This window comes from Verminephrobacter aporrectodeae subsp. tuberculatae (assembly GCF_026127385.1).
GTDB lineage: Bacteria > Pseudomonadota > Gammaproteobacteria > Burkholderiales > Burkholderiaceae_C > Acidovorax > Acidovorax aporrectodeae.
Genome location: NZ_QZCX01000003.1, coordinates 1,498,365 through 1,509,789 on the forward strand (window position 1 = coordinate 1,498,365; position 11,425 = coordinate 1,509,789).

The 11,425-nt window shown below is 64.8% G+C and carries 2 protein-coding genes (1 of these 2 running past the window's edge); both read right to left on the reverse strand.

The features are described from left to right. A protein-coding gene (locus tag D5041_RS21605; protein ID WP_265285740.1) for a SwmB domain-containing protein crosses the window boundary here: on the reverse strand, window positions 1-9,077 show its 5' portion. It extends 21,415 nt beyond the left edge of the window; the window shows 9,077 of its 30,492 coding nt (coding positions 1-9,077); the start codon lies at window positions 9,075-9,077; the stop codon falls past the left edge of the window. 1,785 nt (window positions 9,078-10,862) lie between these two features. Then, window positions 10,863-11,425: choice-of-anchor U domain-containing protein (locus D5041_RS21610; RefSeq protein WP_265285741.1), on the reverse strand; the 563-nt coding region annotated here is incomplete at its 5' end.

The window sequence follows — 11,425 nt, forward strand, 5'->3', positions numbered from 1 at the left end:
GCCCCGCTCGCCGGCTTGTGGATCGGGTCCCCGTCCAGAATGCCCGTCGTGTCGCTAAAGCTGAGTACCAGTTGGTTGCCGGTGACCGCGGCGCTGCTGAACACCGGGGCCGTGGTGTCTGATGTACTCACGCCGGATGTATTCACCTCCGTGGCCGCAAAGCTGGCCAGGCGGTTGAACAGTGCGTCTTCCAGGGCCCTGCTATCGGTGGGCGTGCTGTCGTTGTAGGCGACGGTCATCGTCTGGCCAACTGTCACGGCGGTGGTCAGCGTCAGCGTAATGGTCTTGGCCTGAGCGGCCACGGTGACTTCGGTCACAGCATTGGGAACGTTCCCCACGAGCACCGCAAAGTCCCCGGCAACCGGCTTGCGGGTCGGGTCCGCGTTCAGGTCGCTGGCGTCGCTAAAGCTGAGCACCAGTTGGTTGCCGTTGACCTTGGGACGCGCGTCACCGGTGGTAATCAGCTGCGGGGGCGTGCGGTCTGGTGCGTTGTTCTTGATCACCGTGGTCGGAATGCTGGCCAAGCTGTTGCCTTGCGTATCCCGTATGCCCTTGTCGTCGTTGGGCGTGCTGTCGTTGTAGGCAAGGGTCACTCTTTGGCCAAACTGCACGTAGGTGGACAGCACCAGCGTCATCACCTTGTTCGCATTACCCACGATAACTCTGTTGACGGTGCTGCGAACACCATCCACGGATACCGTGAAGTCCCCGGCGGCCGGTGTGTGCGCGGGGTCCGCGTCCAGGTTGTTCGCGTCGGTGAAGCTGAGCGACAGCAGGTTATAGAGGACAGAGGGGTAGTCGTTCGTGTGCTCCAGCTGCGGGGCCGTGGTGTCTTCTGCTGCTGGTGTGGCTGGCGTGTTGTTGGTCACCGCGGTGGCCGCAAAGCTGGCCGCGTCGTTGCCGGCAATGTCCTGGATTGCGTTGGTGTCGTTGCCGGTCGTGGGGTCGGCGTAGGCGACGGTGACCGTCTGGCCATGGGTGACCGCCGTGCTCAGCGTGAGCGTGACGGTCTTGGCTTGGGCCTGGACGGTGACGTTGGTGACGGCGTTTGCGACGCCGTTGACAAGCACCGTAAAGGCCCCGTTCGCCGGCTTGTGGACCGGGTCCGCTTCCAGGTTGCTCGTGTCGCTAAAGCTGAGTACCAACTGGTCGCCGGTGACCGCGGCGCTGCTGAACACCGGGGGCGTGGTGTCTGCTGTTGGCGCTGGCGTGTTGTTGGTCACCGCGGTAGCAGCAAAGCTGGCCGCGTCGTTGCCGGCATAGTCCTGGATTGCGTTGGTGTCGTTGCCGGTCGTGGGGTCGGTGTAGGCGACGGTGACCGACTGGCCATGGGTGACCGCCGTGCTCAGCGTGAGCGTGACGGTCTTGGCTCGCGACTGGACAGTGACGGTGGTGACGGCGTTCGCGACGCCGTTGACAAGCACCGTAAAGGCCCCGCTCGCCGGCTTGTGGATCGGGTCCCCGTCCAGAATGCCCGTCGTGTCGCTAAAGCTGAGTACCAGTTGGTTGCCGGTGACCGCGGCGCTGCTGAACACCGGGGCCGTGGTGTCTGCTGGCGCGTGCGTGCCATGGGTCGCGATCACTCCGTCGAAGTTCGCCGCCTGGTTGCCGGCAGCGTCCCGCACCCCGTTGCCGGATTCGGGCTTGGTGTATACGATGCTCAACGTCTCCGTTTCGGCCACGGTGCGGCTCAGCGTCAGCGTCACGGTCTTGGCCGCCCCGTTCACCACGGCGCTGCTCACGGTGATGGGGGCCGCCGTGCCAGAGGCGTTGTTGATCGTAAAGCCGGCATTGCCCGTCAGTGCCGCCGGGTCCAGGGTGCCCGCTTCCGTGTACGTGAGCACCAACTGGTTGCCGGTGACCACGGCGGTGCTGATTACCGGGGGCGTGGTGTCTGCTGATTGGGTGTCCACGGTGTAGTTGGCGCTGGTGGCGATGCCGGTACCGAACGTGTCTCCCAGGTCGAGTACGCCGCGCAAGTTGACGCGGATGGTGTTGGTCGCGTCGTTGCAGTTGGCCGTGGGTGTGAGGGACGCGGTCCAGGTTTTGTCGTCGGTGGTCGTGAGCGGGCCCAGCGTGCTGGTGGTGGCGTCGAACACGATGTCATCGATAGAGAAGCCGCTGACCACCTGGTTGAAGGTGAAGGTGACGGTCGTCGTTTCGCCCACGGTGAGCGCGGTATCGGCCAGCGTGATCGTGACGGCAAGTGGCACGGTGCTCACGGTGAAGTTGTCGCTCGTGGCGCGGCCGGTGCCGGCAACGCCTGCGGCGTCGGTCACGCCCGCGAGGTTCACGCTGATGGTGTTGCTCTCGTCGATGACGTTGGCCGTGGGCGTGAAGATGGCCCGCCAGGTTCTGCCGTTGCCGCCGGGTGTGAGTTCGAGTTCGCTGAGCGTGCCGTTCGCCTGGGTCAGGTCCACGTCAGCGCGCGTGAAGCCGGTGACGGGCTTGTTGAAGGTGATGGAGACGATCGTCGTTGTTCCCGTCGTGAGGTGCTCCTCGAACAGAGTGATGCGGGCGGTCAGGTCGCTGGTGTTGGACGCTGGCGTGTTGTTCGTCACGGCCTGGTCGCTGAAGCTCGCTGCGTCGTTGCCCGCAGCGTCCTGCACCACGGCGCCGGATTCGGGCTTGGTGTAGCTGACGCTCACCGTCTCACTGCTGGTCACGGCGCGGCTCAGCGTCAGCGTGATGGTCTTGTCCGCCCCGTTCACCACGGCGCTGCTCACGGTGATCGCCGTGTCCGTGCTGCTGCTCACCGTAAAGCCGGCGTTGCCCGTGAGCTCGGCTCCGTCCAGGCTGTTCGCTTCGGTGTACGTGAGCACCAACTGGTCGCCGTTGACTGCGGCGCTGTGGAACTCCGGGGGCGTGGTGTCCGGCAACCGGGTGTCCACGGTGTAGTTGGCGCTGATGGCATGGCCTTGGCCGACGGTGCCTGAGCCTGAGACTCGTACGCCAGCCAAGTTGACGCTGATGGTGTTGCTGGTGTCTGCCAGGTTGTCCGTGGGCGTAAAGGTGGCGGTCCAGATGCGCCCACCACTACCCGGATTGTTGGCCAAGTTGCTTAGCGTGCCGTTGGCATTCGAGAGGTCTACGTTGGCAGCATTGAAGCCCCCGACCTCCCTGTTGAAGGTAAAAGTGACGGTAGTGGTTTCACCCACCCTGAGCGCGGTGTTGGCCAGTTCGATGGTGACGCGAGGCAGTTGGGTGTCTACGAAGTAGTCGATGGCGGAGGTGGTGCCCTGCCCGGCCCTGCCCGCGGCATTGGTCACGCCGTCCAGACGCACGGAGATTGTGTTGTCGCTCAAGTCGTACGTGTCGGCACGGGGCGTCAGCGTGGCGGTCCAGGTTCTGCCGTCTGCGCTGGCCGTGGGCGCGCTCAGCGTACCGGCTTGGTCGTCATGGATCACATCCTCGAGTCCGAAGCCGGTGACGAGCTCGTTGAAGGTGAAGGTGACGGTGGTGGTCTCGTTCGCAGCGAGCCCGCGGGCGGCCAGCGTGATCGTGGCCGTGATGCGCGTGTTGTTCGTCACGGGCTGGTCGCTGAAGCTCACTGCGTCGTTGCCCGCAGCGTCCTGCACCACGGCGCCGGCCGCGGGTTTGGCGTAGCTGACGGTCACCGTCTCCGCGCTGGCCACGGCGCGGCTCAGCGTGAGCGTGACGGTCTTGTTCGTCGCATGCACCACGGCACTGCTCACGGTGATGGCCGTGCCCGTGGTGCTGCTGACCGTAAAGCCGGCGTTGCCCGTGAGCGCTGCCTCGTCCAGGGTGTTGGCTTCGGTGTAGCTGACCACCAACTGGTTGCCGTTGACCGTGGCGCTGCTGAACACCGGGGGCGTGGTGTCTGCTGCGGGCCGGGTGTCCACGGTGTAGTTGGCGCTGGCGGCGTCACCCTCGCCGACATTGCCAGCGTCGTTGGTTACCCCGGCGAGATCCACGTTGATGACATTCGTCGGGGCGTTGGTGTTGGCCGTGGGCGTGAAGGTGGCCGTCCAGACCGTGCGCGTGGCGTTGGCCGTGAGCGTGCTCAGCGTGCCGCTACCGCACGAGATGTCGCTGGTGTCAAAGCCGTTGACGGGCTGGTTGAAGGTGAAGGTGACGGTGGTGGTCTCGCCCGTGGTGAGTGCGTTGTCGGCGATCGTGATCGTGAGGTCGATCGGATCGGCCGTGGTCCCTTCCCCTGTTGATGCGGCTGCTACTTTTCCTGCGGGTACTACTGCTGTTATTACTGTTGCCGGCGTGTCGTTGGTCACGGCCCGGCCGCTGAAGTCCGCCGCGTCGTTGCCGGCAGCGTCCTGCACCACGGCGCCGCTCGCGGGCTTGGTGTAGCTGAGGCTCACCGTCTCCTCCTGGGTCACGGCGCGGCTCAGCGTCAGCGTGACGGTGTTGGCCGCCGCGTCCACCACGGCGCCCGTGACGGTGATGGCCGTGCCCCGGGTGCTGCTGACCGCAAAGCCTGCGTTGCCCGCGAGCGCTGCCCCGTCCAGGTTGTTCTCTTCGGTGTAGCGAAGCACCAGCTGGTTGCCGTTGACCGTGGCGCTGCCCAGTTCCGGGGGCGTGGTGTCTGCTTGCGTGGATGCGGCTGCCATTTTTATTCCTGTTATTACTGTTGCCGGCGTGTCGTTGGTCACGGCCCGGCCGCTGAAATCCGCCGCGTCGTTGCCGGCAGCGTCCTGCACCACGGCGCCGGTCGCGGGCTTGGTGTAGCTGAGGCTCACCGTCTCCTCCTGGGTCACGGCGCGGCTGAGCGTCAGCGTGACGGTGTTGGCCGCCGCGTCCACCACGGCGCCCGTGACGGTGATGGCCGTGCCCCGGGTGCTGCTGACCGCAAAGCCTGCGTTGCCCGCGAGCGCTGCGCCGTCCAGGTTGTTCTCTTCGGTGTAGCGGAGCACCAGTTGGTTGCCATTGACCGTGGCGCTGCCCAGTTCCGGGGGCGTGGTGTCTGCTTGCGTGGATGCGGCTGCTACTACTCTTCCTGCTTCTCCCGTGATCGTTACTGTTGTTGGCGTGTTGTTGGTCACGGCCCTTTCGATGAAGTTTGCTGCGTCGTTGCCCTTCGCGTCCTGCACCACGCTGCCAGTCGCGGGCTTGGCGTAGCTGACGTTCACCGTTTCCGCGCTGGTCACGGCGCGGCTCAGCGTCAGCGTGACGGTCTTGGCCGCCCCGTTCGCCACGGCGCCGGTGACGGTGATGGCCGTGCCCGTGGTACTGCTGACCGTAAAGCCGGCATTGCCCGCGAGCGCTGCCCCGTCCAAGTTGTTCTCGTCGGCGTAGCGGAGCACCAACTGGTTGCCGTTGACCGTGGCGCTGCTGAGCTCCGGGGCCTCGGTATCTGCGAAGTGCGTGCCGTAGACGGTGGTGGTATCAATGTTGTAGCTGATGGGGCTGGGGTATACCTGCCAGTCGGTGCCCGCGTTGCCCGCTTCGTCGGTCACTGAGCCCATGTACACGCCCAGCCTGACGTTGGTGAGCGTGGTGCTGGCCGTCGGGGCGGTGAGTGTGGCGGTCCAGGTGGTGCCACCGTCGGTGGAGACCAGGTTCGACAGCGTGCCACCGGTAGCGCCCAACCAACTCGCGGAGCCGTCCGCGTTGTAGGTGAAGGGAAGTATGTGGTCGGCGTTGAAGTTCCTCACTGCTTCGGTGAAGGCCAAGGTGACGGTGGCTGTTTCGCCAGCGTTGAGGGTGTTGTCCGTCTCTCCCTGCGCGTAGGTGATGTGGCCGGACCACGCCAAGCCAGGCGCAGCGTGGTCAACGGTGTAGGCGAAGCTGTATACGTCATGCTCCGGACCCTGGTTACCCGCCAGGTCCGTCACGCTGTTCTGGCGCAAAACGATCGTGTTGCCGCCCACTTTGCGTCCGTTGGAGTCGCTGTAGCCGGTCGGTGTCAGTTTGACGGTCCAAGTCTGACCGCCATCGTTGCTGAGCAAGTCGCTCAGAGTGCCCCTGGTTGGCGAACTGCTGGACACCGCGATGTCGTCGAGAGTGAAAGTGGAGCCGAGGATTTTTTTGGAGAAGCGGATGGTGACCGTAGCGACTTCTCCGATTCCCAGCATCGTGTCGGTCATCGTGATCTTGGCGGTGGGCCCCCTGCTGAGCTCCGGGTCATCGGTCTCTGCGGGGTCCGTGCCATCGGTGGCGATGAATCCGGGTATCTCCACCGACTCCGGGACCTCGGTATCTTCGGGATACGTGCCGTAGACGGTGGTGGTATCAATGTTGTAGCTGATGGGGCTGGGGTATATCCACCCGTCGATGCCCGCATTGCCCGATTCGTCGGTCACTGGGGCTATATGCACGCCCAGCCTGACGTTGGTGAGCGTGGTGCTGGCCGTCGGGGCGGTGAGTGTGGCGATCCAGGTGGTGCCCCCGTCGGTGGAGACCAGGTTCGACAGCGTGCCGCCGGCAGCGCCCAACCAATTCGCGGAGCCGTCAGCGTTGACGGTGAAGGAAAGTATGTGGCCGACGTTCAAGTTCCTCACTGCTTCGGTGAAGACCAAGGTGACGGTGGCTGTTTCGCCGGCGTTGAGGGTGTTGTCCGTCTCTCCCTGCGCGTAGGTGATGTGGCCGGACCATGCCAGGTCAGGCGCGGCGTGGTCAACGGTGTAGGCGAAGCTGTATACGTCATGCTCCGGGCCCTGGTTACCCGCCAGGTCCGTCACGCTGTTCTGGCGCAAAACGATCGTGTTGCCGCCCACTTTGCTTCCGTTGGATTCGCTGTAGCCGGTCGGTGTCAGTTTGACGGTCCAAGTCTGACCGCCATCGTTGCTGGCCAAATCGCTCAGAGTGCCTCTGGTTGGTGAGCTGCTGGACACCGCGATGTCGTCGAGGGTCAGGCCGAGGACTTTTTTGGAGAAGCGGATGGTGACCGTAGCGACTTCTCCGATTCCCAGCGTCGTGTCGGTCATCGTGATCTTGGCGGTGGGCCCCCTGCTGGCGGTATCGATGTTGTAGCTGATGGGGCTGACGTATACATGCTCGGTGCCCGCGTTACCCGATTCGTCGGTCACTGAGCCCATATATACGCCCAGCCTGACGTTGGCGAGCGTGGTGCTGGCCGTCGGGGCGGTGAGTGTGGCGGTCCAGGTGGTGCCACCGTCGGTGGAGACCAGGTTCGACAGCGTGCCGCCCGCAGCGCCCAACCAATTCACGGAGCCGTCAGCGTTGTAGGTGAAGGAAAGTATGTGGCCGGCGTTCAAGTTCCTCACTGCTTCGGTGAAGGTAAAGGTGACGGTGGCTGTTTCACCGGCGCTGAGGGTGTTGTTCGTCTCTCCCGGCGCGTAGGTGATGTGGCCGGACCACGCCAGGCCAGGTGCGGCGTGGTCAACGGTGTAGGCGGAGCTGTATACGTCATGTCCCGGACCCTGGTTACCCGCCAGGTCCGTCACGCTGTTCTGACGCAAAACGATCGTGTTGCCTTCCGCTTTGCGCCCGTTGGATTCGCTGTAGTCAGTCGGTGTCAGTTTGACGGTCCACGTCTGACCGCCATCGTCGCTGGCCAAGTCGCTCAGCGTGCCCCTGGTTGGCGAACTGCTGGACACCGCGATGTCGTCGAGGGTCAGGCCGAGGACTTTTTCGGAGAAGCGGATGGTGACCGTAGCGACTTCTCCGATTCCCAGCGTCGTGTCGGTCATCGTGATCTCGGCGGTGGGTCCCCTGCTGAGCACCGGGGCTGCGGTATCTGCTGCGGGCCGGGTGTCCACGGAGTAGTTGGTGCTGCTGGCTTCCCACTCGCCGGCGTTGCCCGCGTCGTCGGTCACCCCGGTGAGGTCTGCGCGGATGACATTCGCCCCGGCGTTGACGTTGGCCGTGGGCGTGAGGGTGGCCGTCCAGACCGTGCGCTCGGCGTTCGCCGTTGGCAGGCTCAGCGTGCCGTTGGTGCACCCGATGTCTCTGGCGTCAAAGCCGTTGACGGGCTTGTTGAAGGTGAAGGTGACTGTTGTGGTCTCGCCCGCGGTGAGCACGCTGTCGGCGATCGTGATATTGACGTCGAGCTCGCTGCTGTCCACCGGGGCCCCGGTATCTGCTGCGGGCCGGGTGTCCACGGAGTAGTTGGTGCTGCTGGCTTCCCACTCGCCGGCGTTGCCCGCGTCGTCGGTCACCCCGGTGAGGTCTGCGTGGATGACATTCGTCGGGGCATTGACGTTGGCCGTAGGCGTGAGGGTGGCCGTCCAGACCGTGCGCTCGGCGTTCGCCGTTGGCAGGCTCAGCGTGCCGTTGGTGCACCCGATGTCTCTGGCGTCAAAGCCGTTGACGGGCTTGTTGAAGGTGAAGGTGACTGTTGTGGTCTCGCCCGCGGTGAGCACGCTGTCGGCGATCGTGATATTGACGTCGAGCTCGCTGCTGTCCACCGGGGCCCCGGTATCTGCTGCGGGCCGGGTGTCCACGGAGTAGTTGGTGCTGCTGGCTTCCCACTCGCCGGCGTTGCCCGCGTCGTCGGTCACCCCGGTGAGGTCTGCGTGGATGACATTCGTCGGGGCATTGACGTTGGCCGTAGGCGTGAGGGTGGCCGTCCAGACCGTGCGCTCGGCGTTCGCCGTTGGCAGGCTCAGCGTGCCGTTGGTGCACCCGATGTCTCTGGCGTCAAAGCCGTTGACGGGCTTGTTGAAGGTGAAGGTGACTGTTGTGGTCTCGCCCGCGGTGAGCGCGCTGTCGGCGATCGTGATGTTGACGTCGAGCTCGCTGCTGTCCACCGAGGGCTCGGTACCTGCTGCGGGCCGGGTGTCCACGGAGTAGTTGGTGCTGCTGGCTTCCCACTCGCCGGCGTTGCCCGCGTCGTCGGTCACCCCGGTGAGGTCTGCGTGGATGGTATTCCACGGGGCGTTGACGTTGGCCGGGGGCGTGAGGGTGCTCGTCCAGACCGTGCGCTCGGCGTTCGCCGTGGGCGCGCTCAGCGTGCCGTTGCGGCACCCGATGTCTCTGGCGTCAAAGCCGTTGACGGGCTTGTTGAAGGTGAAGGTGACGGTGGTGGTCTCGCCCGCAGTGAGCTCGCTGTCGGCCAGCGTGATATGGACGTCGAGCTCGCTGCTGTCCACCGGGGAAGTGGTGTCGGCTGTCGCGGGCAGTGTTGCAGTGTCAAGCATGATGGGTTTCCTTCGGTGGTGAAAATGTGTGTTGGCTGGGGTTTGGGCTCCTCTGCCTTGTGGACAGAAGAGCCCTTGGTTTGTGCTGCTTCAGGCGGGCGATGCGGCGGCGCACGCGCCGGGTGTCTGGGCGTCTCACCGCTGACCACGGTGCGGCTCGGCACCAGGGTGGCGGCCCTGCCCATGGGCACGGTGCTTTGGTCGGTGGTCTTGGAGTGCGCACTCGGCGCCCGCCACCGGCTCGGCAAATTCTCTTCCGGCCACGGCACGGGGGTTGGGAGCCAGGGTGGCGGTCCTTCCCATGGCGACGACGCGCCGGACACGGATCCCGGGGTGCGCCATTGCGCGCTTGGGCGCTGCCGGAGCCCGCCGGCAGTGCGGACCCTCCCGTGTCGCTGTGGCCACCGGCACCGGGGCTGACGGCGGCTGCGTCGGACCCCTCGCCAACGCCGGAGGGCAGGACGATGCAGCTGGCGCTGTAGCCCTGCGCAGCGGTCCGGCCGCCAGGGCAAAGCCGACTCCACTGCGTCAGGAGCAAGGCCTGCAGAAGAAGGTATCGGTGCGTCAACACAACAATTAATGACAAATTAAAACGTCAACAGTGTAACCCGACATTTCTCAGAATGTTTAATACCTGTTTAATTTTTATGCGTTGGATCCGTCGTGCTCCTTGCTTGACCAACCCGTGGCGTGGACCGGCGCTGGCGCTCGACAGCGGCGCGTCGTCGTTCCTCGTCCCGCCCGGCGGCGCTGCATCCGGGTCGGCAGCAGGCAGCAGCCAAGCGGTTCAAAGCGACGGCCGGAATCGATGGGCTGCTTGGGACGTGCCCGGCGGGCCTGATGCCGCAGACTGCCGCGAGCCCCCTTGCCAAGCGCAGCGCTCGGCGCCCGGTCGGGGTCGCCGGCTTTTTCAAACTGGGCTTCTGGAGCGGTCTGGCCCTGCCTGCCGCGGATGGATCGCGCCGGGCGACTTGCTGTGGCCCGCAGGGGCCGAAGCGGGGGGCTGCGTTTCGGGGCAGTCCGGCGATTCGGCGATTCGGCGATTGCATGGGGATCTCCCGGGCCCATGCGGTCTTGTCTGGTTTTTATGCGGCTTCAAATATTGCAAACGTGACCAGTTTGCTCATGGTCTGCACAACAAATGGTGGATTTTTTGGCGTTTTTTTATTTCCCCATCGCTTCGCCCCTCGGGACCAGCGTCTGCGGGCGATGGACCAAGCGGTAGGCGAGCGGCGTGCGCAGTAGCGGGGCCTCGGCGGGCAGCCAGCCGCCGATTGCACCAGCGTGCGGCGCACCAGGGAGAATCCCTGACCGGCGCGGACCGCTTCGATGCGATGGCGGCGTTCAAATCGCCAAAGCCAATGCCTTGACTGCCATCGAGATTGCTGATGTCGGCGGACTCGCACCAAAGCCGCCAATCGCCACGGTGGCCGCGAGTGTTCGTCAACAAAACAACACCCCCGACTTCAGCCCGGGTAGTCCCCCAACCCGTGGCGCGCGCGGGCCCACTGGATGCAATGAGAGAGCGGACTGATCGCCAGCGCGCTGTGGTCAATATCCTGCCCCGCAAATATCAGCACAAGAAACTGCGCCTTTCACGCCATGGAAGTCTTGCAAACCCCCGCTATCCACAAGGATATCGTGGGGGTTTTCGCCTTGCCATGGCGTGCAATACAGCCGTCCAGTTTTGTGCTTCTATTTTCGGGGCAGAACACGGGTTCTGCGCCACAGTCAACGCCCCCCATGACCCCCTCTTGAGGAAGATGGGCCCGGGGGGAGATGACTTCAGAACCAGAACCCGTCATGCACCACGTCTGACGCCTGCCCGGTGATGGACAACGGCATCTTCGCTGCAGCGCCGGAGGCGGTGACGGTGCCGTCGGCCTGGTTATCGGCGTCGAACGGCCCGCCATCCTTGATCACAAAGTCCAGCCGCAACCGCCCGTCTTCGTTCACCACCTTGCCGCCGTAAGGGCTGCTCGCCAAGTTCACCCAGGTGCCGGCGCTGCTCTGCACCCAGTAGCCGTTGACACCAAGCTTCGGATCCACGTACAGGCTGAAGGTCTCGCTGCTGCCGGCTGCATCCAGCGTGGCCTTGAAACTCGTCAGCGCGATCGGTGTCTCCAGCGCCTGGGGCATCTGGGCCGGGACCGCCTTTTGCACCAGACTGGTGATGCGGACGGTGCTGTCGGCGTTGACCTTGCCATTCTGGCTATCGGCCACCAAGGTGACCGAGGTGCTGGAACTGCTGCTTGTCGTGGCGCTGTACGAGGCGACTGCGGCCTGTTTGCTGTCCTGGACCTTGTCTCCGTTGCCGTCGCCGAGTGCGGCACCAGCGGGGCCGATGG